Source organism: Aliiroseovarius sp. S253 (assembly GCF_049800855.1).
Taxonomy (GTDB): domain Bacteria; phylum Pseudomonadota; class Alphaproteobacteria; order Rhodobacterales; family Rhodobacteraceae; genus Aliiroseovarius.
On the sequence record NZ_JBNAFW010000001.1, the window covers coordinates 520,000 to 544,720 of the forward strand.

Sequence of the window (24,721 nt, forward strand, 5' to 3'; positions counted from 1 at the left end):
GAACTGTCTGCAGGCGGCTTTGGGCTTTCGGATACCCTGCAGGTGCAGCTATGGTTGTTCGTATAGAGATCGGAAATATCGGGGATTGAATTGGATATCGCGGCGCGCACAGATCGGCTTGCCCAATTGCTTGAAGAAAGGCTGGACGTTCGTGGCAAGGGATTTGACGTAAAACTGCGCCGGGCAGGGCGTCTTTTACCGCGCCATTTGCGCATGAAGGGCCGAATGCTTGCTGATGCCACCGCCCGCGCAGATCATCCCCGGCTGCTGCGACAGCTGGACGAGGCGGCTTTGGATTTGGCCGCTGCCGATCTAGAACGCTACTTGCTGAGCATTGATCCTTGGACGCGTCGCAAAAATATCTTTCTAAGCTGGTCCGCAGGCCTGTCGTTCAACCTGCTCTTGGGTGCAGGACTTGTTTTTGCACTACTTTGGTATGTGAGGGGCTGATCCGCTTTCTTCTTTTCCCAAACGCGCTGGGGCGTTATGTCTGAACGCGGTTCAAAGATCGGGGTGGATATGACACGGAAAAGCGAAATTCGGCGCGAAGCGTTGCGTCTAGCCCTGATTGAAGCGGCCGAAGAACGGATCAAGCAGGACGGTGCCGGTGCGATCAAGGCCCGCGAACTTGCTAAAGAGGTCGGATGTGCCACCGGCGCGATTTACAATGTGTTTGAAGATCTAAACGCATTGATCATGGCGGTGAACGGGCGCACCTTTCTTGCGATGGGTAAAAACATTGCGCAAAGCCGGCGCGATGCGGCAGGGCAGCCCCCGCAACGTGTTTTGATCGCAATGTCTTTGACCTATTTAGACTTCGCTGCCAGACACACCAATCTTTGGCGTGCGCTGTTTGATTTGCAAATGACAGTGACCGAGGTGCCGGATTGGTATCAGTCCGAGCTAGATAAGCTCTTCGCGAACATCTCGGAAACTCTTGCCGATCTGTGGCCGACACGCGACGCGGATGAGATCGCGTTGATGACGCGGGCGCTGTTTTCTTCGATACATGGAATCGTTTTGCTGGGTTTGCAGCAAAGAATTTCGGGCGTTCCGAAGGAAATGATTGCGATGATGATCGAGAAAACACTGCTCGAACTGACAAATTCTGCAAGCTAAGTTTCTGAAATAGAAAGATTATCGAAACAAAGTTGAACGCTGTTCACAAAAAGGCTTGAACAACGTTCACGATTTGCTATCTCTATTTGTGAACGATGTTCATGAAATCGGAGGCACAGATGTTCAGAACTTTGAAAACTCTTTTTGATGGGACAAATGCTCGGGCCGAGGAGCAGGTACGGGAAACCTATTCGATCGAGTTGATTGACCAGAAAATTCGCGAAGCCAATCAGGGGCTGAAAGCCGCAAAGATGAGCCTTGCAGCATTGACCCAGCGGGCGCGTACTGAAGAGCGTATGGTTGAAGGCCTGGCGGATCGCATTTCGGATCTGGAAGAGCGCGCGAAGGCGGCGCTTGAAGCCGGGCGGGATGCACTTGCCCAGGAAGCTGCCCAAGCCATCGCGTCTTTGGAAAACGAACGGGCCACACGGAAGGCAACGCAGGAACGGCTTGAGGCACGGGTGATCCGGCTTCGTGCCACGGTCGAGACGGTGAACCGCCGCATAACCGATCTGAAGCAAGGGGCGATTGCGGCTCGTGCTACACGGGTCGAGGCGGGCGTGCATCGCAAGCTGGCCACTACCTTATCGGGCGCGGGTGCGTTGGAAGAGGCTGAAGAGCTGATCCAGAATGTGATGAAGGAAGACGACCCATTCGAACAGGCCGAGATCTTGCGCGAAATCGATCAAGATCTGACCCAGAACAACGTCGCGAGCCGACTAGAGGATGCGGGCTTTGGCGACCGGACGAAGGCAACTGGCGCAAGCGTGCTGGAGCGCCTGAAAGCCTCGAAGTAACCCCCTTAGAGCTACAGAATGAATTGAAGGATTAAGACAATGCAAAAGACACACAGTGATACTTGGTTGATTATGGCTTTGAATGCAGCGGGCGTGGTCGCCGCCTACCTGCTCTTGGGGCTATCGCTTTACAAGTCGGTGGACGTGCCACTTGCCACGAAGGGCTATTGGGGCATGGGGATTGTCCTGCTGACCCTGTCGCTGATCAACCTTGTGAAGTACCGCTTTGACACCCGCGCCAGCGAAGATCGCATTCAACGGATCGAGGATGCGAAGCACGAAAAACTGCTGGAAGAGTTCATTTCCGACGACAAGTAGCCAGCGCCGAAACAAGAAAAGCCCCGGATCGCTCCGGGGCTTTTTGTCTTATAGTGAACCGGATTACAGGTTCGGATACAGCGGGAAGCGCGCGCAGAGGGCGGCGACTTTCTCGCGTACCGAGGCTTCCACATCGGCGTTAGCGTCGGCGCCATTTGCGGCCAGACCGTCGACAACTTCGATGATCAGATCAGCAATCTCGCGGAACTCTGCTTCTCCAAAGCCACGGGTGGTGCCGGCAGGGGTGCCCAGACGGATGCCCGAGGTTACCATCGGCTTTTCCGGGTCAAACGGGATGCCGTTCTTGTTGCAGGTGATGTGAGCGCGCCCAAGAGCTGCGTCCACGATGTTGCCGGTTACGCCTTTCGGGCGCAGGTCCACCAGCATCAGGTGTGTGTCAGTGCCGCCGGACACGATGTCCAGACCACCTTTGACCAGCTGATCGGCCAAGGCTACGGCGTTCGCACGTACTTGCTTCTGGTACTCTTTGAATTCAGGACGCAGCGCTTCACCGAAAGCCGCGGCTTTACCAGCGATGACGTGCATCAAAGGGCCACCCTGAATACCGGGGAAAATTGCCGAGTTCACCTTCTTCGCGATATCTGCGTCGTTGGTTACGATCATGCCACCACGCGGACCGCGCAGGGTTTTGTGGGTGGTGGTGGTTGCAACGTGAGCGTGCGGGAAGGGCGAGGGGTGTTCGCCAGCCGCAATCAGGCCTGCGATGTGGGCCATATCGACCATCAGATAGGCGCCAACCGAATCTGCAATCTCGCGGAACTTGGCGAAATCGATTTGACGCGGAATGGCCGAGCCACCAGCGATGATCATCTGGGGCTTGTGTTCGTTAGCCAGTTCCTGGATCTGGTCATAGTCGATCAGGCTGTCTTCGCGACGCACACCGTAATGCACGGCGTTGAACCACTTGCCTGACTGGTTGGGCTTTGCGCCGTGGGTCAAGTGACCGCCAGCCGACAGGTCCATGCCCAGAATGGTGTCGCCGGGCTTGATCAGCGCCTGGAACACACCTTGGTTCGCCTGCGAACCCGAGTTCGGCTGAACGTTGGCAAATTCACAGCCAAACAGTTCCTTGGCGCGGTCGATGGCCAGGTTCTCGGCCACGTCGACATACTGGCAACCGCCATAGTAACGACGTCCGGGATAACCTTCGGCGTATTTGTTGGTCAGAACCGAGCCCTGAGCCTCCATTACAGCGGCAGAGACGATGTTCTCTGATGCAATCAGCTCGATCTCGTCGCGCTGACGGCCCAGCTCATTGGTGATCGAGCCCCACAGCTCGGGGTCGCGGGTGGCGAGGGATTCGGTAAAGAAACCTTGGTCACGGGTGGCAGTCATGCGCGTTTTCCTTCAATTAAGGTCCGATTCAGGATTTCCTATCGGAAACATCCCATGTCGCAAAGACCAGAAAGCGACGCGGCGACGGAAAGACGCGGCATTATCTGGTGATTTGTGGAAACATGTGGTTGTTTCGGAAACAAAGCCGCCAATCGGGACAATCAGCATGAGTCGAAAAATCGCGTTCGTAGCAAGTGATACGACCATTGCGCTGGCCGCGCATGATGAATTGGTGTCACGCTATGGGAATGTCCCCGAGGACGAGGCCGATATCATCGTAGCACTTGGTGGCGATGGGTTCATGCTGCACACGCTGCACAGTACGCAGCATCTTCCGGCCCCGGTTTATGGCATGAATTGCGGGACGGTTGGGTTCTTGATGAACGAATACGCGCCTGACGGGCTGATCGACCGCCTGATCGTCGCGGAAGAAGAGGTCATCAACCCGCTGTCGATGCGGGCTGAAACAGCGAAAGGCGCGGTATACGAGGCGCTGGCCATCAACGAAGTCAGCTTGTTGCGTGCCGGCCCTCAGGCCGCGAAGCTTCAGATCAGCGTCGATGGGCGGGTGCGTCTGGACGAACTGGTGTGCGATGGGGCGCTTCTGAGTACCCCTGCTGGGTCGACCGCCTACAACTATTCAGCCCACGGACCCATTTTGCCAATTGGATCAGATGTGTTGGCTCTGACTGCCATGGCAGCTTTCCGCCCGCGCCGTTGGCGCGGCGCGCTTTTGCCTAAGAATGCAGTCGTGCGCTTTGATGTGCTTCAGCCGGATAAGCGTCCTGTGATGGCAGATGCGGACAGCCGGTCCGTGCCAAACGTCATTTCGGTCGAGATCCGGTCCTGCAGTGATATCAAGCACCGCATTCTGTTCGACCCCGGACACGGATTGGAAGAACGCCTGATCCGCGAGCAGTTCGTCTAACGAAAAACGCCCCCGAAATCGGGGGCGTTTCTTTTTGTTAGGGTTGGCTTAGTAACCCAAAGAGGCCAGCGCATCTTTGATTTCGTCCAGAATGGCCGGATCGTCGATGGTGGCAGGCATCTTGTATTCCTTGCCATCCGCAATCGACACCATGGTTGCGCGCAGGATTTTGCCCGAGCGTGTCTTGGGCAGGCGATCCACGACCACGCAAAGCTTGAAGGCGGCAACTGGGCCGATTTTCTCGCGTACCAGCTTGACGCATTCGGCGGTGATTTCCTCGTCCGGGCGATCCGTGCCGGCGTTCAGGCAGACCATGCCAAGCGGCAGTTGGCCTTTCAGCTGGTCGGTCACACCGATCACGGCACATTCAGCCACGTCGGGATGTGAGGCCAGAACCTCTTCCATGCCGCCGGTCGACAGGCGGTGGCCTGCCACGTTGATCACGTCGTCGGTGCGCGCCATGATATAGACATAGCCGTCTTCATCGATGTAACCCGCATCGCCAGTCTCGTAATAGCCGGGGAACGTGTTCAGATAGCTCGACTTGAACCGCTCTTCGGCGTTCCACAGGGTCGGCAGCGTGCCGGGGGGCAGGGGCAGTTTGATCGCAATCGCGCCCAGCTCGCCTGCGGGCATCGGGTGTCCGCCTTCGTCCAGGATCTGCACGTCAAAGCCCGGCATCGGAACCGAGGGCGAGCCCAGTTTGATCGGCAGCTCTTCGATCCCGATCGGGTTCGCGGCAATGGCATAACCGGTTTCGGTCTGCCACCAATGGTCCACCACAGGCACTTTCAGCTGATCCTGCGCCCAGACGATGGTGTCGGGGTCAGCGCGTTCGCCAGCCAGATAGACCTGCTTGAGGCAGCTCAGATCGTACTTCTTCACGAATTCGCCCTTGGGGTCTTCGCGTTTCACAGCGCGGAAGGCGGTCGGGGCGGTGAAGAAGGACTTCACGTTGTGCTCGCTGATCACGCGCCAGAAGGTGCCCGCGTCGGGCGTGCCCACGGGTTTACCTTCAAACACGATGGTCGTGTTGCCGTGCACCAGCGGACCATAGGTGATGTAGGAGTGGCCCACGACCCAACCCACGTCAGAAGCCGCCCAGAATACATCGCCGGGATCGACGTTATAGAGGTTCTTCATGGTCCAGTTCAGCGCCACAAGATGCCCGCCGGTGTGGCGGATGACGCCTTTGGGCTGACCCGTGGTGCCCGAAGTGTAGAGAATATAGGCCGGGTGATTGCCTTCGACCGGGACACAGGCGGCGGGGGCGGCGTTTGCTTCCAACTCGGCCCAGTCGAAATCACGACCTTCGATCAGCTCGGCCGGATGCTCTTCGCGCTGCAGGATCAGGGTGAAGTCGGGCTTGTGCTCGGACAGATCAATCGCGCCGTCGAGAAGCGGCTTGTATGCCACGACGCGGCCGGGCTCCAACCCGCAGGATGCTGCGATGATTGCCTTGGGTTTGGCATCGTCGATGCGAACGGCCAGTTCGTTCGAGGCAAAGCCGCCGAACACGACCGAGTGCACGGCACCGATACGGGTGACGGCCAGCATGGCGATCAGCGCTTCAGTGACCATCGGCATATAGATGATGACGCGGTCGCCCTTGGTCACGCCTTTTTCGACCAAAGCACCGGCGACTTTCTCGACGCGGTCTTTCAGTTCGGCATAGGTGGTTTTCGACTGACGGCCGGTGATCGGGCTGTCATAGATGATGGCCACCTGATCGGCGCGTCCATTTTCAACGTGACGGTCCACTGCGTTGTAGCAGGTGTTGACCATCCCGTCCGAGAACCATTCGTATAGCGGGGCGTTGCCGTCAAAGAGCGCCTTGGTGGGGGCCTTGTCCCAGCTGATGGCTTGGGCCGCGTCCATCCAGAACTTTTCTGGGTTCGATTGCCACGCCGCGTAAACGTCTTTGTATGCCATGGTGCACATCCTCCAATTTCCCTTGATGAATGTGTTACGCCGCTACGACCTATCCGGGCAAGAACCGTGTTGGACGTAGCGTCACATTATCGCGGAAAATTTGCAGGGCGGTGGAAAATTGCCTGCAAATTTTTGCAAACCCCAGTGTTTTGAGGGATCTGAGTTTGAAAAAGGCGGGGTTTGCAAAATTGCAAACTCCGCCTTGCAAAGTTTCGCAGGGAATCGTTTAGCCGTAATGCGCAACCGGTGTTCCGGCGATGGCAGACATGTTCAAAAGTCCGCGTGCGGTGATCGAAGGCGTCACGATATGGGCGCGGTTGCCCATGCCCATCAGGATCGGTCCGACCTCCAGTCCCCCACCTTTCACTTTCAGCGTATTGCGCACTGCGCTGGCTGCATCTGTGTTGGCGAAAACCAGCACGTTTGCAGGTCCGTCAAAGCGGGCAGCAGGGAACAGACGGCGACGTACTTCGGGATCCAACGCGGCGTCCACGTGCATTTCGCCCTCATAGGCAAAGTCGCGCGGGGCAGCGTCCAGAATGTCGAGAGCACCGCGCGCACGCGCACCGCTGTCTCCTCCATGATTGCCGAATTGCGAATACGAACAGACAGCGATTTTGGGTTCAACGCCAAACCGACGCACGTGGCGGGCCGCGGCGCAGACGGTTTCGGCGATTTGTTCGGCGCTGGGCGTGTTGTGTACGTGGGTGTCCGCGATGAACAGCGGGCCGTCCTGAAGGATCATCAAGCTCAACGCTCCGACCGGATGCAGTGCTTCATGGCCCAAAATCTGCTGGATATAATTCAAGTGCCACAGATATTGCCCGAACGTACCGGCAATTAGACTGTCCGCATGACCCAAATGGACCATGATGCCCCCGATGGCGGTGGTGTTCGTGCGCATGATCGCCTTGGCCAGATCGGGCGTCACGCCCTTGCGGGCCATCAGTTCGTGATAGGCGCTCCAATAATCGCGATAACGGTCATCTCGTTCAGGGTTTACGACCTCGAAATCACGACCGGGCACGATCGACAGGCCAGCCCGTTCAGCGCGAAGGGCGATCACGTCCGGACGCCCGATCAGGATTGGCGCGTCTGTGGTTTCCTCAATCATCGCATTGGCGGCCCGCAATACGCGCTCGTCCTCGCCCTCGGCAAAGACAATGCGACGTTCGGCGGTGCCTGCGGCTTCGAAAACCGGGCGCATGATCAGCGCGGATTTGAAGACCGAGCCGTCCAGCTTCGACTTGTAGGCATCCAGATCGGCGACCGGACGGGTCGCTACCCCACTTTCCATCGCGGCCTTGGCCACGGCGCTGGCGACCACGCCCATCAAGCGCGGATCGAACGGTTTTGGGATCAGGTAGTCTTCGCCAAAGGTCAGCTGTTCGCCTTTGTACGCAGCTGCGGCCTCGGCCGAGGTGGTGGCGCGGGCCAGTGCTGCGATGCCTTCGATGCAACCCAACTGCATGGCGTCGTTGATTTCGGTCGCGCCGACATCCAAGGCGCCCCGGAAAATGAAGGGAAAACACAGTACGTTGTTGACCTGATTGGGAAAATCCGAGCGCCCCGTTGCCATGATTGCATCTGGCGCAACCTTGCGCACCTCGTCTGGCATGATTTCGGGCGTTGGGTTGGCAAGGGCAAACACGATCGGGCGGTCGGCCATCTTGGCCACCATCTCGGGCTTCAGAACGCCGGGGCCGGAAAGGCCAAGAAACAGATCTGCGCCTTCGATCACGTCATCCAGGCCCGCCGGGCTGTTGCCCTGTGCATATGCTGCTTTCTGTGGCGTCATGTCTTTTTCGCGGCCTTGATAGACCAAGCCTTCGATGTCGCAGAGCCAAACATTCTCGCGTTTGACGCCCAGCTTCAGCAGCATATTCAGGCAAGCAATGCCGGCAGCCCCGCCACCGGTCGAGACGACTTTGATATCCTCAAAGGATTTTCCTGCCACTTTCAGTGCATTGGTGGCCGCTGCCCCAACCACGATGGCGGTTCCGTGCTGATCATCGTGAAAGACAGGGATGTTCATCCGTTCGCGGCAGATTTGTTCAACGATGAAACAATCGGGGGCCTTAATGTCTTCAAGGTTGATCGCGCCAAAGCTTGGTTCCATCGCACAGACGATCTCGGCCAGCTTTTCGGGATTGGATTCGTTCAGCTCAATGTCGAAGCAATCGATATTGGCAAACTTCTTGAACAAAACCGCCTTGCCTTCCATCACAGGCTTTGAGGCCAGCGCCCCAATGTTGCCCAACCCCAGTACGGCGGACCCATTGGAGACAACCGCGACCAGATTGCCGCGTGCCGTGTAACGACTTGCTACTGAAGGATTTTTTGCGATCTCTACGCAGGCTTCAGCTACGCCTGGCGAATAGGCAAGGCTTAGGTCGCGCCCATTTGCCATCGGCTTTGTCGCGCGGATCTCAAGCTTTCCGGGCTGTGGAAATTCGTGATAATCCAGAGCGCGTTTGCGCAGATAGCTGTCTTCGGACATCGGGGTCTCCCAAGGTTTAGATTAGATAGTTTAACTTTAAACCATCTTGCCTCCACCACCCCGATACACCAGCAGTGCAAGGGCAATCAAGTCTGCTCAATGTACAATAGCATGGCATTACCTTGCGGCCAGCCCCTTGATGCTCGGATTGCGCTTGCATCCGAGAATGCAGAGGTTCAGGGTTGCGGGATAGATTTTTTTGCAGGAGCGGATCATGTCGCTGTTGGAAGCTGCCAAGGCCGTGCGTGAAAATGCGCATGCCCCATATTCAAACTTCAAGGTCGGCGCTGCGCTACGCACAAGCGCGGGCGTTGTGCATGTCGGGTGCAATGTCGAGAACATCGCCTATCCAGAAGGGACTTGCGCTGAAGCAGGCGCGATTGCTGCGATGTGTGCAGCGGGCGAACGCGAGATTGCCGAGGCGCTGGTGATCGCGGACGCCCCCTTACCGGTTACGCCCTGCGGTGGCTGCCGTCAGAAACTGGCCGAGTTTTCCGGCCCTGATGTGAAAATTACCATGATGACGATGGGGGGTGAACGCCTGACCATGACCATGGCTGAACTTCTGCCCGGAGCTTTCGGTGCCGCGCATATGGAGAACACATGACCCGCGCCTTCGTAATTGTAATGGATAGCGTGGGCTGCGGTGGCGCCCCCGACGCACACAAGTTTTTTAACAACAAGACCGTGCCGGATACCGGAGCAAACACGCTGGCCCATATCGCGCAAGCCTGCGCCGAGGGGCGTGCCGAAGATGGGCGCTCGGGCCCGCTTTCCGTACCCAATCTGGATGCTTTGGGACTGGGTGCCGCGATCCGTCTGGCGTCGGGTGATCAAACGCCGGGGATGACAGCCTCGCCCACCGGACTGTGGGGGGCAGCAGAAGAAGTCTCGCCAGGAAAAGACACGCCCACGGGTCATTGGGAGATTGCGGGCGTTCCCTTGCCTTGGGATTGGGGATACTTCCCCGACACCGTTCCCGCCTTTCCCGAAGATGTAACTACCGCTATCTGCAAAGCTGCTGGAGTGGACGGTATTCTGGGCGACAAGCATGCTTCGGGTACGGTCGTTTTGGACGAACTAGGGGCAGAGCATATCCGTACCGGGCGACCCATCGTTTATACCTCGGTCGACAGCGTCATTCAGATCGCCGCGCACGAGGAACACTTCGGGCTAGACCGGCTCTATGCCGTGTGTGAAGCCATCGCGCCCATGGTTCATGACATGCGGATCGGCCGCGTCATCGCGCGCCCCTTCTTGGGGTCCGAGGCCAAAGGATTCACCCGCACAACCAACCGCCGTGACTTTGCCATGACACCGCCAGAACCCACGCTGTGCGATTGGGTGACGGATGCGGGCGGCAAAGTGCATGCTATTGGCAAGATTGGGGATATTTTCGCACATCGTGGGATCTCGAACGTACGCAAAGGGGCTGATGCCGACCTGATGGAGTATCTGGTGGCCTCATTCGACGGCGCGCAAGACGGTGATTTGGTTTTTGCCAATTTTGTCGAATTTGACACGAAATACGGCCACCGTCGCGACATCGCGGGCTATGCTCGCGCCTTGGAATGGTTCGACAGCCAAGTACCGCGCGTACTGGGCAAAATGCGCGCGGGCGATCTGGTCCTGTTCACCGCAGATCACGGAAACGATCCCAGCTGGGTCGGCACGGATCACACCCGCGAGCGTGTGCCTGTAGTTGCGGCCGGGCTTGGTGCCCGCGAAGTTGGGCAAGTCGGGTTTTCAGATATAGGTGCGTCAGTTGCAGCGCATCTGGGGCTGAACGCGCGCGGGGCAGGGAGGTCGTTTCTGTGAGCTTTAAAGAACTGCCCAAGGTCGAGCTGCACTTGCATATCGAAGGTGGCGCGCCGCCAGCGTTTATCAGGTCCTTGGCCAAGGAAAAGTCCGTTGATCTTTCGAAAATCTTCACCGAAGACGGCGGGTATGCCTATCGTGACTTCTGGCATTTCCTCGAAGTGTACGAGGCCGCAACATCCGTCCTGACCGGGCCAGAAGAATTTCGCCGCCTGACCAAAGCAGTGCTGGAATCCTGCGCCGAACAAGGTGTCGTCTATGCTGAAACCTTCCTGTCGCCGGACTTCTGCGGTGGGCGTGATCTGGCCGCGTGGAAAGATTACCTTGCCGCCATACAGGACGCCGCCGACGAGGCCGAGCGCGATATGGGCATTACCCTTCGCGGAATCATAACCTGTATCCGCCATTTCGGCCCTGATCTGGCTCGCGAAACTGCGTATTGCGCGCAGGAAACTGCGGGCGATTTTATCACGGGCTTTGGTATGGGCGGGGATGAGAAGTCGGGCAGTCAGGGCGATTTTTCCTATGCGTTCGACATGGCGCGCGAGGCGGGCTTGCGTCTGACCACCCATGCAGGTGAATGGAACGGACCCGACGAGGTGCGCGCCGCATTGGACGATCTGAAAGTCGAACGTATTGGCCACGGCGTGCGCGCGATCGAGGATCTGGCGCTGGTGGACCGTCTGGCCGAGGATGGAGTGACTCTGGAAGTCTGCCCCGGCTCGAATGTGTTTCTGGGGGTATATCCCAACCTGGCTTCGCACCCGATTGCCAAATTGCGCGAACGCGGGGTGAAAGTGACCGTGTCGACGGACGATCCCCCATTTTTCCGTACCGACATGAACAAGGAATACGAAGACCTGTCGCGACAATTCGGTTGGACGGCAGAAGATTTTCGCGAACTGAACATGGTGGCTATAGATGCCGCGTTCTGCGACGACGCCACCCGCACCCGCATCCGCAAACAATTGGAGACGCAAGATGTATGATCACCTGACCGTTGTTGATCACCCCCTGATCCAGCACAAGCTGACATTGATGCGGGATGAAGCCACACCCACCTGTCTGTTCCGACAGCTTCTACGCGAGATCAGCCAGCTGCTGGCCTATGAGGTGACGCGTGAGCTTCCAATGACATCCAAGCGCATCACCACGCCGATGCAGGAAATGGATGCGCCTGTTCTTGCCGGTCGCAAGCTTGCGCTCGTGTCGATCTTGCGCGCAGGCAACGGGTTGCTGGATGGCGTATTGGAACTGATCCCGTCGGCCCGCGTTGGTTTTGTCGGTCTTTATCGTGACGAAGAAACTCTGGAGCCGGTCGAGTATTACTTCAAAGTGCCCGAAGCGATTGACGAACGTCTGGTGATTGCTGTTGATCCGATGCTGGCCACGGGCAACAGCTCGGTCGCGGCGATTGACATGCTGAAGAAGGCTGGTGCCAAGGACATCCTGTTCATGTGCCTTCTGGCCGCACCGGAAGGTGTTGCGCGCATGAAGGAAGCCCATCCCGATGTGCCGATCATCACGGCATCGCTTGATGAGAAACTGAATGAGAAGGGCTATATCGTTCCGGGTCTAGGTGACGCAGGCGACCGGATGTTCGGCACAAAGTAAATATAAGTAGCTTCGGCTGCGAAACGGGCGCCCGTCTGGCCATCAGATCGGCGCCCTTTTTATTCGCCGCAGATCCCTTGCAGCCTTACCCAATCATCATCAGACAAAAGAGGCTTGGCGCTGGCTTCAGGCACCGGATCTGCTTCAATCAGGTGTAGTGTCGACTCACCGGTCAGATCCAACGCATAGGCATAGGGCGTCGCGCTGATGTCTTGCGCCTTGAACCGTTCTAGAAGCGCAGTGGCCTGTACCTCGGATTGGGGCGCGATCAGAAGATCTTCAGCATATTGGTCAATTGCCGCCTCGGGCAGATATCCGGTCGTCAAAAGCCGCACTGTTCCGCGCAGGCCAACATGGTCTAGCAGCGGTAATATCGGATCCGTGCTATCACGACGCAGTTCCTCGGCCAGAAGAAAGCCTGCCAATACGTCCGGATGTTCGAAATCTTCAATCAATGCGCGGTTCAGAAGAGTGATATTCCCCGGCAAATGCTTGGAACTTTGCACACCAGACGACAGCACGACCACGCGAAGGTTCTGATTGCTCGTTGTTTTGCGCGCCAGTCGGGTCAACACAGAACGTCCCTCGCGGCCACGGCATTCCTGCCCGGTGATGCGTCCGATCCGTGTCAGGATTTGCTGTCCAATAGCGGCGCGCGTAGGTTCGGGCACTACCGACACCGTATAGCTGCGCAACGCGCCGGGCAGCCAGAAAACAGCCAGTATCAGCAGAAACGCCAGAATGCCCGCTGTCACCAAGTGGCGCAACCGACCGGGATGAGGGCGGCGACGCTCGATCAGCTTGCGCACCTTTTCAAGCGCGCGGATCATCTCGTCATCTTCGGTCTCCAGCTCTTCCGTGGCATCATCGCCGGGGCGGAAGATTGCTGGACGTTCGCCGGGATTGACGCGCTGGATCGCGGGCAGGGACCAATGGTTCAACACGTTCTCGCGCATGTCCGAGATCGTCAGCGTTGCATCCCCAAGAGACAATAGGACATCCAGCCTTTGCGCCCCCTCTTCGGGGCGCCAAAGGGCTGTGGCCTCAAGCCGGTCATATTTGGTTAGGGCCGTCATGTTCGGACGGGGCTTTCTGCTCGTTCTTAATTGGACGCAGAATAGCGCCAACCAACCCGCCCGGCAATCGGAACTGCTTTAGTCTTCGGAACGTGCCCAGTCACGCAGCTGAAATTTCTGGATTTTCCCGGTCGAGGTCTTGGGAAGCTCGCAGAATTCGATCCGCTTCGGGGTTTTGAACCCAGCCAAACGTTCGCGGGCAAAAGCGATCAACTCTTCCTCGCTTGCGTCGGTGCCGTCTTTCAGCTCGATATAAGCGCAGGGGATCTCGCCCCATTTGTCATCGGGCTTGGCGACTACGGCGCACAGGCTGACGGCAGGGTGATGCATCAGCACGCCTTCAACCTCGACCGAGCTGACGTTTTCGCCGCCCGAGATGATGATGTCTTTTGAGCGGTCGGTGATCTTGATATAGCCATCCGGCGTTTGAAAGGCGACGTCGCCCGAATGGAAATACCCGCCCTGAAACGCCTCGGTGGTGGCTTCATGGTTCTTCAGGTAGCCTTTCATGACCGAGTTGCCTCGGATCATGATCTCGCCCGTGGTTTCGCCATCCATGGGGACTTGCGCCATTGTCTCGTCCAGCACAGTGATGTCCTCCATCTGCGGGAAGGCGACGCCTGTGCGGGCCTTGATCGCGGCGCGGTCGTCTTGTGGAAGCTCGTCCCATTCGGGGCCATTCCAAAGACATTCTGTCACGTGGCCATAGGTTTCCGTCAGGCCGTAAACCTGTGTGACGTTGAAGCCCAAGGGTTCGATCGCGGCCAAGGTGGCCGCAGCGGGCGGGGCGCCTGCGGTGAAGACCTCGACCACGTGATCGAAGCTGCGGCGATGTTCGTCAGGGGCGTTCACGATCATATTCAGCACGATCGGCGCGCCGCCAAAATGGGTCACGCCCTCATCCGCGATGGCGTCGTAGACGGCCTTCGCGGTGATCGCGCGGCAGCACACCACGGTGCCGCCCAGAACCGGCATCATCCAGGTGTGGTTCCAGTTGTTGCAGTGAAACAGCGGCACGATGGTCAGGTAGCGCGGGTAAAGCTGCATGTTCCAGCTAATCGGCGTGCCCATCGTCATCAAATAGGCACCGCGATGGTGATAGACCACGCCCTTCGGCCGCCCGGTGGTGCCCGAGGTATAGTTCAGTGCAAGGCTTTCCCATTCATCCTCCGGCATGATCCAGTCGAAATCTGGGTCTCCGCTTTCCAGCAGATCTTCGTATTCGGGATGGCGACCCGAGGCCGGGAAACCCGCGTCGGGGGCGGCGACTTCGATGATTTCGGGCTGCTGCACGCCATCGTTCGACATCTGCTTAAGGGCCGCTTCGGCCAACGGCACCAGTTCGGAGTCGACCAGTACGGCTTTGGCGGCACCATGGCCAAAAATATAAGCAACCGTGTCGACGTCCAATCGGGTGTTGATCGTGTTCAGAATCGCCCCACAGGCGGGAATGCCAAAGCTGGCTTCGACATGGGCCAGAGTGTTGTGCAAAAGCGTGCCGACCACATCACCGGGCTGGATTCCGCGCGCTGCCAAAGCCGAGGCCAACCGGCTGACACGCCCGTGATATTCGCGATAGGTCAGGCGCCGATCACCCTCGATCACAGCCTCGCGGTTGGGAAACACCTTTGCGGCACGTTGTAGATGTGAAAGCGGGGTCAGGGGCACAAAGTTTGCCGCACATTTATCCAGCCCGCGTTCGTCTGCCATCCAACCCATTCTCACTCCTCCCAAAGCGATGTGTTTTCTTAACCTGTGTCGTTTTCAGAGTGGACCCCAGTGTGCCCCCTGTGGTCAATGGCCCTGAGAGGCTTTTCGGGTAAGGAAAACGACATGGCGGCGGACAGACCATTGGCAGCGGCGGGATTTGTCTTTGCCGCGATGTTCTTTCTGGGGTTCTTCGACAACCTTGTCCGCCAGATCGCGCCCGAGCTTGGGTTGTGGCAGTTCCACCTAATGCGGACCATCATGGCCTTTGGGCTCTTTGCGTTGATGTCCTTGTCGGATCGCGTTCGATTGCGCCCAATTCGGGCTTGGGCCGTTATGGTGCGCGGAGGTCTGGCGGCCATTGCGATGCTGTTTTACTTCGGCGGGTTGGGCTTTTTGCCCGTGGGGCAGGTGGCCTCGGGGCTGTTTACCGCGCCGATTTGGGTGATGCTGATCTCGGCCTTGTTCTTTGGAAAACCCATTGGGTTCACGCGGATGGGGGCGGCCCTTGTGGGCTTCGTCGGCGTAGTGATCGTGCTGGACCCATTTAGCGAAGGCATTCGCCCAGCGGTCGTTGTCCCGATGGCGGCGGGGTTCTTCTATGCGTTGGGGGCAATCGCGACGCGGCAATGGTGCGAGGGGGAATCAGCCCTGTCCATGCTGGCGGCTTTTTTCCTGTGCTTGGGCGTGTTTGGTGCGATTGGAACCGTCGTGATGACGGTCTGGCCGCATGAGGTGCCAATGGGCGCGGATGGGTTCATCTTGCGCGGTGTCGTATGGCCCAGCGGTTGGGCGCTCTTCATCACCTTCTTGCAAGCGATTGGTTCGATTTTAGGAGTCGGGCTTTTGTTCCGCGGCTATCAGTTGGGCGATCCGGCGCAAGTCGCGATCTATGAATACTCGCTTTTGGGCTTTGCTGCGGCGTGGAGCTTTGTCCTTTACGGTGATCGGTTGGGGCCGAGCGCGGTTTTAGGCATGGTGTTGATCGTGGTGTCAGGCATCGTCATCACACTTCGGTCGCGCGAAAGCTAATCGGATACCATTCAAAAAAGAAACGGCCCGAAGTAACTCCGGGCCGTTTGCGTGTTTTAAGGTATGGATCAAGCCGCGTCTTGGGCGCTGTCGAAGCGACCATAGAAGGTCTCGCCTTTTTCGGCCAAATCACGGAGCAGGGCAGGCGTCGTGAAACGCGCGCCGTGGGCGTCAGTCAGGCCGTCGCAGATCTCGACCGCTTTGTCGGCGCCAATCATGTCCAGCCAGCTGAACGGCCCACCCGACCACGGGGCAAAGCCCCACGCCAGGATCGCGCCAACGTCGCCTTCGCGGATGTCTTCCAGAACGCCTTCTTCAAGTGCACGGACGGCTTCCAAAACCTGGCTCATCATCAGGCGATGTTTTACTTCGGTCAGGTCAGGCTGATCGTCTGCCAACGGGAACTTGTCGCCAAGACCTTCCCACAGACCGGTGCGTTTGCCCTTTTCGTCGTAGTTATAGAAACCAGCGTTCGACTTGCGGCCCAAGCGGCCTTCGTCAGCCATCCAGAAGATGATGTCGTCGACGGCTGCATCCGGGTAGTCATCACCCATCGCTGCCTTGGTCGCCTTGGCGATCTTCACGCCCAGATCAATCGAGGTCTCATCGACCAGCTGCAGCGGCCCAACCGGGAAGCCCAGCAGTTTCGCAGCGCCTTCGACCAGCGCGGGCGACACGCCCTCGCCAACCATGCGCATGCCTTCGTTGATGTAAGGAATGATGCAACGGTTGCAGTAGAAGAAACGCGCGTCGTTCACGACGATTGGCGTTTTGCGGATCTGGCGCACATAGTCGAGCGCCTTGGCCACAGCACGCGGACCGGTTTCCTTACCCTTGATGATCTCGACCAGCATCATCCGCTCGACAGGTGAGAAGAAGTGGATGCCGATGAACTGATCAGGACGTTCAGACGCTTTGGCCAGCTCGGTGATCGGCAGGGTCGAGGTGTTGGTGGCATAGATGCAATCGGGGCCAACGACGGCCTCGACCTTCTTGGTCATTTCGGCCTTCACGCCCACGTCCTCGAAGACCGCCTCGATGATCAGGTCTGCGCCTTTCAGCGCGTCCAGATCAGTGGTGGCGGTGATCGCCGACAGAACGGCCTCTTTCTTCTCGGGCGTGGCTTTCTTGCGGGCGATGCCTTTGTCCAGATAGCCCTCGGAATAGGCCTTGCCGCGATCGGCAGCTTCTTGGGTCTGGTCGATCAGAACGACCTCCATGCCAGCCATGGCGGATACCAGCGCAATGCCAGCCCCCATCATGCCTGCGCCCAACACGCCGACTTTCTTGACCGACTGATCATCAACGTCCTTGGGACGCACAGCGCCTTTTTCCAAGGCTTGCTTGTTGATGAAAAGTGAGCGGATCATGGCAGACGAAGACGGGTTCATCAGCACGTTCACGAACCAACGGCATTCCACGCGCAGTGCGTCGTCAAATGGCACCATTGCACCTTCATAGACGGCTGCCAGCAAAGCTTTAGCCGCCGGATAGACGCCATTGGTCTTGCTGTGGATCATTGCAGCCGCGCCAACGAAGGTTTGGAAACCCGCAGGGTGATAGGGCGCGCCGCCGGGCATTTTGTAACCCTTGGCGTCCCATGGTTTCACGATATCCGCGTCGGTTGCGTTCAGCACCCACTCTTTCGCGCGGGCTTGCAGCTCTTCGGGTGCGACGACCTCGTCAATCAGGCCAGCAGCTTTGGCTTTGGCCGGGGCAACGGTTTTGCCTTCCAGCAGGAACGGAGCCGCCGCCATCGCGCCCATCTTGCGAACTAGACGGGTAGTGCCGCCTGCGCCCGGGAAGATGCCGACCATGATTTCGGGCAGGCCGATCTTGGCCTTCGGGTTGTCCGCCGCGATGATGCGGTGACAGGACAGCGGGATTTCCAGACCGATGCCAAGCGCGATGCCGGGCAGGGCGGCGACAATCGGTTTGCCGCCTTTGTTGGTCTTCGGGTCCATACCTGCACGTTCGATTTTGCGCAGCACGCCGTGCATACCCATAACGCCGTCGAACAGACCCTGCGCCGGGTTGTCGCCTGCGTCGTTCTTCATCTGAGCGATGACATTCAGGTCCATACCGCCAGCGAAGTCCTTCTTCGCCGAGGTAATGATCGCGCCTTTCACGGCGTCGTCGGCCAGAACGGTGTCGATATGGGCGTCCAGCTCGCGCAAGGCGTCATAGGACAGCACATTCATGGACTTGTTGGGAACATCCCAAGCAATGGTGGCGACGCCATCGGCGTCCACGGAATAGTGAAAATCAGCCATAGTTACGTCTCCCTCTTACACGCGTTCGATGATGGTTGCGGCGCCCATGCCCGAGCCGATGCAAAGCGTGGCCAGACCGGTTTCCTTGTCGGTGCGCTCCATTTCGTCCAGCAGAGCGCTGAGGATCATCGCGCCGGTGCCGCCCAGCGGGTGGCCCATGGCAATCGCGCCACCGTTCACGTTTACCTTGTTGGTGTCGGCATCAAAGGCTTGGATGAAACGCAGCACGACGGATGCGAAGGCCTCGTTCACCTCAAACAGGTCGATGTCGCCGAAATTCATGCCAGCAGCCTGCAGCACACGCTCGGTCGCTGGAACCGGACCGGTCAGCATGATCGTCGGATCAGTGCCCACTTTGGACGTCGCACGTACGCGCGCACGGGGCTTGATGCCATGCCGCTCGCCGAACTCTTTGTTGCCGATCAGGATAGCCGCAGAGCCATCTGCAATGCCGGACGAGTTGCCAGCGTGGTGCACGTGGTTGATCTTTTCCAGATGCGGGTATTTCAGCAGAGCCACGGCATCAAAGCCGGGCATCTGTTCGCCCATCATTTGGAACGATGGGTTCAACCCGCCAAGCGTTTGCATCGTGGTTTCGCGGATCATCTCGTCCTCGGCCATCACGGTCAGGCCGTTCTGATCGGTGACGGGGATGATCGACTTGAAACGACCGTCTGCGCGGGCAGCTGCGGCGCGTTTCTGACTTTCGACCGCATAGGCATCGCAGTCATCACGGCTGAAACCATATTCGGTCGCGATGATGTCGGCCGAGATGCCCTGCGGTACGAAATAGGCTTTCATGGCAAGATGCGGGTCAGCAGCAATCGCGCCACCGTCCATGCCCATCGGCACGCGGCTCATGCTTTCAACGCCGCCCGCGATATATGCGTCGCCTGCGCCGCCCTTCACTTGGTTGGCCGCCATGTTCACAGCTTCCAAGCCCGAAGCGCAGAAACGGTTGATCGACACGCCCGGAATACGCTCGTCCAAATCGGAATACAGCACCGAGGAGCGGGCCAAACACGCACCTTGTTCACCCACTTGGGTCACGTTGCCCCAGATCACATCCTCGACGGCGTGGCCTTCAAGGTTGTTACGCTCTTTCAGCGCATTCAGCGCTACGGAAGACAGGCGCACCGCTGTCACTTCGTGCAGCGTGCCGTCTTTTTTGCCCTTGCCACGCGGGGTGCGCACGGCGTCATAGATATAGGCGTCGGTCATCGTTCGTCCTTTCGAAATCACGCGCGGTCCGCAGGGGAACCGGGCATCAGGTCATAGGGGTGTTTCCAGCCGGGCGTTTCCGAGATTCGGGTCAGCCAGGCGTCAATTGCGGGCCATTCGGCGCGGTCAAAGCCGAAGGGTTCAGGATAGAAAAGGTAACCAGCACAAGAGATATCAGCGATGGTAAGCTGATCGCCGACCAGCCAGTCGCGGGTCGACAGCTCAGCTTCCAGTGTTTTGTAGGCACCCTTCAGGCGGCCTTGGTTGAAGGCAATCACCTCGGTCGGGCGTTTGTCTTCCGGCAGGAAGTTCATCAGGAAACGGGTCACCCCGGCCATCGAGGACATCTTGTGATTGTCCCAGAACTGCCAGCGCAGAATTTCGCGGCGCTCGTCTGCGCTGCGTCCACCGAGCTTGCCGGATTTCGACGCGACATAGTCCTGAATGGCTCCGGATTGCGACAGAGTTACGTTGCCGTCCACCATCACCGGAACCTCGCCCATCGGGTTGATCTCGCGATATTCCGGGCTGCGGGTTTCGCCGTTGAAGAAGTCAACAAAGACCGGTTCCCACTCTAGCCCGGACAATTCCAGCGCCAATGCGGCCTTATAGGCGTTTCCACTTTCGCCGAAGCAGTAGAGTTTAATCGTCATGGCGTCCCCTCCCAGAGATGTTGTTTTAGCGTTTGCGGGCTTCCAGCTCGGCTGTGAACAGGCGCAGCCGTTCGTTCAGATTGTCTTGCTTTGTCACACTGTCGAAATTTTCGAAGAGAAAGGACAGGGCTTCATTTTCATCAAGCCCTGCCTCGCGTGCGAAACGTTTCAATCGACGGTGGCCTTCCTCGGTCATTGCGCAGGGAAAGCGGCGGGTCATTTTGAAACGTTTTGGCATCGTATCTCCTTAGATCAAGCGCGGATCAAAACAGTTCCGCGTCCAGTGCCATCACCGTATCCGCACCGCTTTCGATCCGTGCCAGATGCATGCCCGTGGCAGGCAGGCGGCGTGCCATATAGTAGCGCGCGGTGGTCAGCTTGGTCTCATAGAACGTCGCGTCGCCTTCACCGGTAGCCAAAGCGTCCAGAGCGGCGCGGGCCTGACGGGCCCACATGAAGCCAAGGCAGACGTGGCCAAAAAGGTGCATGAAGTCATACGACCCGGCCAAAGCATTGTTGGGGTTTTTCGCGGCCGATTGCATGAAATACATGGCCGAGCTTTGCAGATGCTTCGACGCTGTTTTCAGCGGTTCGATGAAGTCTTTCATCTCGTCGCTATCCTGCTCTTTGCAATAGCCTTTGATCATCTCGAAGAACGCCATGATCGGCTTGCCACCGTCTGCGGCCAGTTTGCGGCCCACAAGGTCAAGCGCCTGAACGCCGTTGGCGCCTTCATAGATCTGAGTGATGCGGGCGTCGCGAGTGAACTGGCTCATGCCATGTTCTTCGATATAGCCATGGCCACCATAGACCTGCTGTGCCAGCACGGTCATGTCATAGCCCTGATCGGTCAGGAAACCTTTCAGAACCGGTGTCATCAGGCTGATCAGCCCATCGGCGTCTTTGTCTTCAGCGCGATGTGCTTGGTCGATCAGTTGCGCGCCCCACAGAAGGAATGCACGTGCGCCTTCACAGAAGCTTTTCTGATCCATCAGCGAACGACGAATGTCCGGGTGTACGATCAAAGGATCGGCGGGACCATCAGGGTTCTTTACGCCGGTTACGTCACGTCCCTGAAGGCGGTCTTTGGCATAGATGACGGCGTTCTGATACGCAGCCTCGGCTTGAGCCAGACCTTGCATCGCGACGCCCAGACGGGCTTCGTTCATCATGGTGAACATGGCGCGCATGCCTTTGTGCAGGTCGCCAAGCAAGAAGCCCGTTGCCTCGTCATAGTTCATGACACAGGTCGAGTTTCCGTGGATGCCCATCTTATGTTCGATATTGCCGACCGAGACGCCGTTGCGTGTTCCGACCGAGCCATCGTCGTTCACGTTGAACTTTGGAACGATGAACAGCGACACGCCTTTGATGCCCTCGGGGCCACCGGGGATTTTCGCCAGTACAAGGTGAATGACGTTGTCCGACATGTCGTGATCGCCGGCCGAGATGAAAATCTTCTGGCCCGAGATCTTGTACGACCCATCGTCTTGCGGTTCGGCTTTGGTGCGCATCAAACCCAGATCGGTGCCGCAATGCGGTTCCGTCAGGTTCATGGTTCCGGTCCATTCGCAGCTGACCATCTTCGGCAGGAAGGTTGCTTTCTGTTCGTCCGTGCCATGCGCCAGAATGGCTGAAGCCGCACCATGGGTCAGCCCCTGATACATGGTGAAGGCTTGGTTCGCTGACGAAAACAGCTCGCCCACCGCGGTTCCCAACAGAACGGGCATGTTCTGGCCGCCGAATTCTTCCGGCATGTCCAGTCCAGTCCAGCCGCCCTCTTTCATCTGTTCGAAAGCAGCTTTGAACCCGGTTGGGGTGTAGACAACACCGTTTTCCAGCCGACAGCCTTCCTGATCGCCCACAACATTCAGCGGGGTCAGAACCTCGCTTGCGACCTTACCGGCTTCTTCCAACACAGCGCTGGTGAAGTCACGTTCAAGGTCGGCATAACCGGGGATGTCCGATTGATCAGCCTTCAGTACATCGTGCAGTAGAAAGGCCATGTCTTGGGTGGGCGCGGTATAGCTTGGCATGTCGAGCGTCCTTTGTCTGGTTTAACTGTCTTCGTCGAAAGAGGCGATGGTCTTATCCGCCCATCCAATTTGTTCAGTCAGATCAGAGATCGCGTCGTTCAACTCGTCACGCTGCTGCTTAAGGCCTTCAAGGTGCCGCCGTGCGGCCTCTGTGCTGCGAACCAACTGCGTCTGCTGCTGATCGCCCATGTCGTAAAGGTCCAAAAGCTGGCGAATTTCTTCCAGTGCAAAACCAAAGCGTTTGCCGCGCAGGATCAGTTTCAGACGTGCCCGGTCACGTTTGGTGAACAGGCGTTTCTGGCCCTCCCGGATCGGGGAAAGCAGTTCCTTCGCTTCGTAAAAGCGCAATGTCCGCGCTGTGACGTCGAACGCTTCGCACATTTGGCGAATGGTCATAAGATCGTCGGTCATTCGATACTCCATACATTTCCGACACTGGCCACTGATCTGACCAGTTCCGTCTACAATATATGTTTACGTTTACGTAAATGTAACGTGACGTCGCGTCTTTTCTTGTCGTGGCGTAAAGCCTGATTTTAAAGGGAATGCGCAAGGGGCTGATTTTCAATCAAAAATCGATTTCCCCAAGGGCAAGTCTTTTTTCAAGTTTATGCTGGGTACATTCCCCAAGGCGCGTGGACACCGATAGACGATGCCGCGAATCGTCGCCCTTTTACGCGATTAGCCCAGCCCGTCGGCCACGTCGTCGCGTAGTTTCTGAAGGTCCGTAATGCTTTCCGAAAGCTCTTCATACTGAGTTCGCAGCGCCGACAATTGTCGGTCTGCAAGCTCGATCCAGGCCCGGTTTTGCGCATCGGTGCCTTTCTCATCATAGATCAGCAACCACTGGCGCAATTCTTCCAGCGAAAACCCGAAGCGGCGACCGCGCAGAATCAGTGTCATCCGCGCAACTTCGCGTGGCGTATAGAAGCGCGACCGTCCCTCTTTTTCGGGGGTCAGAAGCTCGATATATTCGTAATAGCGCAAGGTGCGCGGGGTGACATCGAACTTTGCGCACATCTCTTTGAATGTCAGGCGGTCGTCAGACATGGCGCTCCCCACGGTTTCACTTTTCCCAACCGTAAAGGACTGCGCCGGATGGCGCAATTCAGTAGAACCACGCGGTTGACTTGAATGTAGACACTTAGGCGTCAGTTCATGAAGCCGGGCACTAGGATATAGAATGCATAGGCAAGGATCACAGCGGGGACGGTGGAATACAGCGTCGCATAGATCGCGGCCTTCGGGTTCAACGCAATCGCCGGGAATAGGGCGTCACCATCGTTTGACACCGCGTTGCCCATCAAGGCCGCGAAAGGAATGATCCCGTTCAGATACAGCGTCGTGACCAGAACCTGAGGGCCACAGCCGGGGATCAGGCCTACGAGGACCCCCATCAAGGGCAGAAGCGGCGCGATCGATTGGAAAAGCAGTTCCAGATCCAGCCCACCAAACTCGGCCACATAGTCATAGGCCAGATAGGCTCCGATGACCCAGACCGAGATAAAGCTGGTTTCCTCGGCCATGCGGGTCAGGGGGCTGTCTTTGGCATTCGTCATGGCCGACACTTTTGACGTCGCCCAGATGGTAAGGCCAAGGAATGTGCCGACCAAAGCGATCCACATGATTGGGAGGCCGAAGATGTGTCCGACCTCGATCTGCGCCAGTTGTAGGGCACCGACATAGAGGCCCGGGATGGCCAAAAGCAGATAGGCCACGTCCTGAGGGCGGGTTTTGCCGATCAGCGGGGCAAGCTCGCAACCGGCCAGCGTCGAGGCGCGGTATTCTACTGTGTGGAAACGATCAACGATCCAGCCTGACAGGATGCCGACAGCAAGGGATAGGGGCAGCACAACCGCAGCCGCGTCAGGACGGGTTGCCAGCAGCAGGAAGGCGGCGTCGCCCATAGTGGCTGTCAAAGTGGCGACTACGGCACCGAACCCTACGTGCCCCGAGCTATAGGCTGCAACGACAACCACAGCACCACCACAACCGGGTGTCGCACCCAGCATCGCTGCCAATGGAACCTGTGCGCCTTTGGCGTTCGACAGAACCTCGCCGATATCGAACTTGAACAGCCGCTCTGCCCCGTAGAACAGAAGTAACGTAGCGGCAACAAATACCGAGACCTGCACATAGGCGTCGGTCATCAACTCGCGGGTCAGCGCGCCCAAATGGCCTGGCGCAATGGCCAGCGCGGCCATGATGGCCAACACCAGAAGGCGTTTGGGACGTCGCACACCGAAGGGCGTGGCTATGGTCGTGGCGTCTGTCATGTCGCTACTTTTAATTGCGAATAATTCTTAATTGCGAAACTAGGGGCTGGACGCGTGAATTGCAA

At 58.0% G+C, this 24,721-nt stretch carries 23 protein-coding genes; 10 read left to right on the top strand and 13 right to left on the bottom strand.

From position 1 onward, the window contains the following. The first annotated feature begins 90 nt into the window (after positions 1–90). From ACP15F_RS02565 to ACP15F_RS02580, 4 genes are all read left to right on the top strand, one after another. Positions 91–450: a hypothetical protein gene (locus ACP15F_RS02565; protein ID WP_424939282.1), complete on the top strand. Its 360-nt coding sequence runs from the start codon at positions 91–93 to the stop codon at positions 448–450. Positions 451–519: 69 nt separating this feature from the next. After that, complete coding sequence (locus tag ACP15F_RS02570; protein ID WP_424939283.1) at positions 520–1,119, top strand: TetR/AcrR family transcriptional regulator; 600 nt, start codon at positions 520–522, stop codon at positions 1,117–1,119. Positions 1,120–1,238: 119 nt separating this feature from the next. Further along, complete coding sequence (locus ACP15F_RS02575) at positions 1,239–1,916, top strand: PspA/IM30 family protein (protein ID WP_424939284.1); 678 nt, start codon at positions 1,239–1,241, stop codon at positions 1,914–1,916. A 39-nt stretch (positions 1,917–1,955) separates the two neighbouring features. Continuing rightward, complete coding sequence (locus ACP15F_RS02580; RefSeq protein ID WP_424939285.1) at positions 1,956–2,234, top strand: hypothetical protein; 279 nt, start codon at positions 1,956–1,958, stop codon at positions 2,232–2,234. A gap of 63 nt (positions 2,235–2,297) precedes the next feature. Here ACP15F_RS02580 and glyA read toward each other — a convergent pair whose 3' ends face one another. After that, the gene (glyA, locus tag ACP15F_RS02585; RefSeq protein ID WP_424939286.1) at positions 2,298–3,590 is read right to left on the bottom strand and encodes a serine hydroxymethyltransferase; all 1,293 of its coding nucleotides are present in this window, start codon (positions 3,588–3,590) and stop codon (positions 2,298–2,300) included. 166 nt (positions 3,591–3,756) lie between these two features. Between glyA and ACP15F_RS02590 the strand changes: the two genes are divergently transcribed. Next, positions 3,757–4,518: an NAD kinase gene (locus ACP15F_RS02590; protein ID WP_424939287.1), complete on the top strand. Its 762-nt coding sequence runs from the start codon at positions 3,757–3,759 to the stop codon at positions 4,516–4,518. Between the two features lie 48 nt (positions 4,519–4,566). On the opposite strand, the gene ACP15F_RS02595 is transcribed toward ACP15F_RS02590, so the two are convergent. Beyond that, positions 4,567–6,450, bottom strand: a complete 1,884-nt coding sequence (locus tag ACP15F_RS02595; RefSeq protein ID WP_424939288.1) for a propionyl-CoA synthetase — start codon at positions 6,448–6,450, stop codon at positions 4,567–4,569. A 226-nt stretch (positions 6,451–6,676) separates the two neighbouring features. Next, entirely contained in the window at positions 6,677–8,950 is a 2,274-nt protein-coding gene (locus tag ACP15F_RS02600) for an NADP-dependent malic enzyme (protein ID WP_424939289.1), read from the bottom strand. 214 nt (positions 8,951–9,164) lie between these two features. Here ACP15F_RS02600 and ACP15F_RS02605 point away from each other — a divergent pair, with 214 nt between their 5' ends. From ACP15F_RS02605 to upp, 4 genes are read left to right on the top strand one after another with little or no spacing between them, the layout of a single operon-like run. Further along, a complete protein-coding gene (locus ACP15F_RS02605) occupies positions 9,165–9,557 on the top strand; it encodes a cytidine deaminase (RefSeq protein WP_424939290.1) in 393 nt (130 codons plus the stop codon). Continuing rightward, the gene (locus tag ACP15F_RS02610; protein ID WP_424939291.1) at positions 9,554–10,768 is read left to right on the top strand and encodes a phosphopentomutase; all 1,215 of its coding nucleotides are present in this window, start codon (positions 9,554–9,556) and stop codon (positions 10,766–10,768) included. The genes ACP15F_RS02605 and ACP15F_RS02610 overlap by 4 nt, the downstream gene beginning before the upstream one ends. Continuing rightward, positions 10,765–11,757, top strand: a complete 993-nt coding sequence (locus tag ACP15F_RS02615; RefSeq protein ID WP_424939292.1) for an adenosine deaminase — start codon at positions 10,765–10,767, stop codon at positions 11,755–11,757. The genes ACP15F_RS02610 and ACP15F_RS02615 overlap by 4 nt, the downstream gene beginning before the upstream one ends. Next, positions 11,750–12,382, top strand: coding sequence for a uracil phosphoribosyltransferase (gene upp / locus ACP15F_RS02620; RefSeq protein ID WP_424939293.1), 633 nt, complete (start codon positions 11,750–11,752; stop codon positions 12,380–12,382). Before ACP15F_RS02615 ends, upp begins: the two co-directional genes overlap by 8 nt. Positions 12,383–12,441: 59 nt before the next feature. On the opposite strand, the gene ACP15F_RS02625 is transcribed toward upp, so the two are convergent. Together ACP15F_RS02625 and ACP15F_RS02630 are read right to left on the bottom strand one after the other, a co-directional pair. Then, positions 12,442–13,458, bottom strand: a complete 1,017-nt coding sequence (locus ACP15F_RS02625; RefSeq protein ID WP_424939294.1) for a hypothetical protein — start codon at positions 13,456–13,458, stop codon at positions 12,442–12,444. A 78-nt stretch (positions 13,459–13,536) separates the two neighbouring features. Then, a complete protein-coding gene (locus ACP15F_RS02630; RefSeq protein WP_424939295.1) occupies positions 13,537–15,177 on the bottom strand; it encodes a long-chain-fatty-acid--CoA ligase in 1,641 nt (546 codons plus the stop codon). Positions 15,178–15,291: 114 nt separating this feature from the next. Between ACP15F_RS02630 and ACP15F_RS02635 the strand changes: the two genes are divergently transcribed. Further along, the gene (locus ACP15F_RS02635) at positions 15,292–16,197 is read left to right on the top strand and encodes a DMT family transporter (protein WP_424939296.1); all 906 of its coding nucleotides are present in this window, start codon (positions 15,292–15,294) and stop codon (positions 16,195–16,197) included. A 68-nt stretch (positions 16,198–16,265) separates the two neighbouring features. Here the strand turns inward: ACP15F_RS02635 and ACP15F_RS02640 are convergent, their stop codons facing one another. The 8 genes from ACP15F_RS02640 to ACP15F_RS02675 all read right to left on the bottom strand — a co-directional run bounded on the left by ACP15F_RS02640 (position 16,266) and on the right by ACP15F_RS02675 (position 24,656). Then, complete coding sequence (locus ACP15F_RS02640; RefSeq protein ID WP_424939297.1) at positions 16,266–18,470, bottom strand: 3-hydroxyacyl-CoA dehydrogenase NAD-binding domain-containing protein; 2,205 nt, start codon at positions 18,468–18,470, stop codon at positions 16,266–16,268. Positions 18,471–18,485: 15 nt separating this feature from the next. After that, positions 18,486–19,691, bottom strand: coding sequence for an acetyl-CoA C-acetyltransferase (locus tag ACP15F_RS02645; RefSeq protein ID WP_424939298.1), 1,206 nt, complete (start codon positions 19,689–19,691; stop codon positions 18,486–18,488). Between the two features lie 17 nt (positions 19,692–19,708). Next, positions 19,709–20,344 carry a glutathione S-transferase family protein gene (locus ACP15F_RS02650; RefSeq protein WP_424939299.1) on the bottom strand — a complete coding sequence of 212 codons (636 nt, stop codon included), beginning with the start codon at positions 20,342–20,344 and terminating at the stop codon, positions 19,709–19,711. 25 nt (positions 20,345–20,369) lie between these two features. After that, positions 20,370–20,582, bottom strand: a complete 213-nt coding sequence (locus tag ACP15F_RS02655) for a hypothetical protein (protein ID WP_424939300.1) — start codon at positions 20,580–20,582, stop codon at positions 20,370–20,372. 25 nt (positions 20,583–20,607) lie between these two features. Beyond that, positions 20,608–22,380 (bottom strand): acyl-CoA dehydrogenase C-terminal domain-containing protein, encoded by a 1,773-nt coding sequence (locus ACP15F_RS02660; RefSeq protein ID WP_424939301.1) that lies wholly within the window; start codon positions 22,378–22,380, stop codon positions 20,608–20,610. A 21-nt stretch (positions 22,381–22,401) separates the two neighbouring features. Then, on the bottom strand, positions 22,402–22,791 hold the full coding sequence (locus ACP15F_RS02665; RefSeq protein ID WP_424939302.1) for a MerR family transcriptional regulator: 390 nt from the start codon (positions 22,789–22,791) through the stop codon (positions 22,402–22,404). A gap of 270 nt (positions 22,792–23,061) precedes the next feature. Next, positions 23,062–23,430 carry a MerR family transcriptional regulator gene (locus ACP15F_RS02670; RefSeq protein ID WP_424939303.1) on the bottom strand — a complete coding sequence of 123 codons (369 nt, stop codon included), beginning with the start codon at positions 23,428–23,430 and terminating at the stop codon, positions 23,062–23,064. Positions 23,431–23,531: 101 nt separating this feature from the next. Continuing rightward, on the bottom strand, positions 23,532–24,656 hold the full coding sequence (locus ACP15F_RS02675; RefSeq protein WP_424939304.1) for a putative manganese transporter: 1,125 nt from the start codon (positions 24,654–24,656) through the stop codon (positions 23,532–23,534). Positions 24,657–24,721: the final 65 nt, after the last annotated feature.

What these genes read in the sequence shown, in the direction of transcription:
- ACP15F_RS02570 (WP_424939283.1), top strand. Translation starts at nt 520, where the DNA reads ATGACACGGAAAAGCGAAATTCGGCGCGAAGCGTTGCGTCTAGCCCTG.
- ACP15F_RS02575 (WP_424939284.1), top strand. Translation starts at nt 1,239, where the DNA reads ATGTTCAGAACTTTGAAAACTCTTTTTGATGGGACAAATGCTCGGGCC.
- ACP15F_RS02580 (WP_424939285.1), top strand. Translation starts at nt 1,956, where the DNA reads ATGCAAAAGACACACAGTGATACTTGGTTGATTATGGCTTTGAATGCA.
- glyA (WP_424939286.1), bottom strand. Translation starts at nt 3,590, where the DNA reads ATGACTGCCACCCGTGACCAAGGTTTCTTTACCGAATCCCTCGCCACC.
- ACP15F_RS02590 (WP_424939287.1), top strand. Translation starts at nt 3,757, where the DNA reads ATGAGTCGAAAAATCGCGTTCGTAGCAAGTGATACGACCATTGCGCTG.
- ACP15F_RS02595 (WP_424939288.1), bottom strand. Translation starts at nt 6,450, where the DNA reads ATGGCATACAAAGACGTTTACGCGGCGTGGCAATCGAACCCAGAAAAG.
- ACP15F_RS02600 (WP_424939289.1), bottom strand. Translation starts at nt 8,950, where the DNA reads ATGTCCGAAGACAGCTATCTGCGCAAACGCGCTCTGGATTATCACGAA.
- ACP15F_RS02605 (WP_424939290.1), top strand. Translation starts at nt 9,165, where the DNA reads ATGTCGCTGTTGGAAGCTGCCAAGGCCGTGCGTGAAAATGCGCATGCC.
- ACP15F_RS02610 (WP_424939291.1), top strand. Translation starts at nt 9,554, where the DNA reads ATGACCCGCGCCTTCGTAATTGTAATGGATAGCGTGGGCTGCGGTGGC.
- upp (WP_424939293.1), top strand. Translation starts at nt 11,750, where the DNA reads ATGTATGATCACCTGACCGTTGTTGATCACCCCCTGATCCAGCACAAG.
- ACP15F_RS02625 (WP_424939294.1), bottom strand. Translation starts at nt 13,458, where the DNA reads ATGACGGCCCTAACCAAATATGACCGGCTTGAGGCCACAGCCCTTTGG.
- ACP15F_RS02630 (WP_424939295.1), bottom strand. Translation starts at nt 15,177, where the DNA reads ATGGGTTGGATGGCAGACGAACGCGGGCTGGATAAATGTGCGGCAAAC.
- ACP15F_RS02635 (WP_424939296.1), top strand. Translation starts at nt 15,292, where the DNA reads ATGGCGGCGGACAGACCATTGGCAGCGGCGGGATTTGTCTTTGCCGCG.
- ACP15F_RS02640 (WP_424939297.1), bottom strand. Translation starts at nt 18,470, where the DNA reads ATGGCTGATTTTCACTATTCCGTGGACGCCGATGGCGTCGCCACCATT.
- ACP15F_RS02645 (WP_424939298.1), bottom strand. Translation starts at nt 19,691, where the DNA reads ATGACCGACGCCTATATCTATGACGCCGTGCGCACCCCGCGTGGCAAG.
- ACP15F_RS02650 (WP_424939299.1), bottom strand. Translation starts at nt 20,344, where the DNA reads ATGACGATTAAACTCTACTGCTTCGGCGAAAGTGGAAACGCCTATAAG.
- ACP15F_RS02655 (WP_424939300.1), bottom strand. Translation starts at nt 20,582, where the DNA reads ATGCCAAAACGTTTCAAAATGACCCGCCGCTTTCCCTGCGCAATGACC.
- ACP15F_RS02660 (WP_424939301.1), bottom strand. Translation starts at nt 22,380, where the DNA reads ATGCCAAGCTATACCGCGCCCACCCAAGACATGGCCTTTCTACTGCAC.
- ACP15F_RS02665 (WP_424939302.1), bottom strand. Translation starts at nt 22,791, where the DNA reads ATGACCGACGATCTTATGACCATTCGCCAAATGTGCGAAGCGTTCGAC.
- ACP15F_RS02670 (WP_424939303.1), bottom strand. Translation starts at nt 23,430, where the DNA reads ATGTCTGACGACCGCCTGACATTCAAAGAGATGTGCGCAAAGTTCGAT.
- ACP15F_RS02675 (WP_424939304.1), bottom strand. Translation starts at nt 24,656, where the DNA reads ATGACAGACGCCACGACCATAGCCACGCCCTTCGGTGTGCGACGTCCC.